Consider the following 1,264-nt stretch of genomic DNA (forward strand, 5'->3'; position numbering starts at 1 on the left):
ATTATTACTATATTAAACTAATTAGGAAGCTTGCTGCTTGTGAAGCAGCTTACCGTTACGCTTTTGAAGAGTTTTGCTATGTAATTTGTTAACATTATAGCCAAAAGCCATTAATAAAAATTCCGTACGAACTTTAGGCATACCACGCATCAAAAACCGTCTAAATCCATAATCTTGTTTGATAACTCCAAATGCTCCTTCGACTTGAATAGAACGATTCATTCTCAGTAATATCCCTTTTTCAGATGTGATATTTTCAAGTGATTTCTCTCTCAATCTTATAAAGTTTCTAGCTACATGTAATTGCTTATTTCCTTTGGCTCTAGTGCACTTAGACTTATATTCACATTTAGAACAATCTTCACATTCATAAATACTCTTACTAGATTCATATCCAGATGCACTTTTTTTCTTTTGCTCTCCCTTATAAAAAAGCTTTTTCCCAGAGGAACAGATATAGTAATTATCTTCAGAATTAAATATCATGTTCTCTCTTTTACTAATATCGCTTTTAAATTTCTTAGTTTTCGATCTTTCATATGTTGCAGGTTTAATATAGGCTTCTTGATTATTAGATTCCAGATACATATAATTTTCTTCGCTTTCGTATCCTGCGTCAGCAGTTACGGAATTATATTTTTTAGATAGATTCTTCTCCAATTTATCTAAAAATGGTATAAATGTAAGTTGATCAGATCTTTCATTCGAAACGTCTACACCTACAATATATTCACCTTCTACCCCTATCTGAATATTATAGGCAGGCTTTAATTGACCATTTTTCATATGGTCTTCTTTCATATGCATAAATGTTGCATCATGATCAGTTTTTGAAAAACTGTTACGCCCATTAAAAATACCATTACAATTATTATAATAGCTTTGTTTTTCAATAAACTTATCAAGTTCTTCAATGTATTTTTGCAACTTACTTTTTCTTCTCCCTTTTCCATGAACAAATTCAAGCTTACTATTATCTACAATAGAATAAAGTATATCCTTAAGTGAAGTAGCATCATCAACCGATATTATAGAATTATCAATAATAAAGCAAAAATGTAGATTTTGATTTATTTTTAAGAATATTTCTTTGATTTTATTTTGCAAATTAGCTTCATTTTTAGCTATACTCTTTTTCCATACAAAGGTATATCTATTAGCTGATGCTTCGATTTTTGTTCCATCAATAAATATATTATCAAATTCTATTTCTTTAAGTTCACCAAGTTTTTTTATAAATTGATTAAATAAGTTTTCAATGCAT

The 1,264-nt window shown here is 28.7% G+C and carries 1 protein-coding gene; it reads right to left on the minus strand.

Annotated elements, in window-relative coordinates:
- Positions 1 to 21 precede the first annotated feature (21 nt).
- The coding region (locus tag KIB46_RS16290) for an IS1182 family transposase (RefSeq protein ID WP_291673279.1) at positions 22 to 1,264 on the minus strand (1,243 nt) is incomplete at its 5' end.

Source organism: Clostridium sp. (assembly GCF_018372875.1).
In the GTDB taxonomy this organism is placed as follows: Bacteria; Bacillota; Clostridia; order Clostridiales; family Clostridiaceae; genus Clostridium.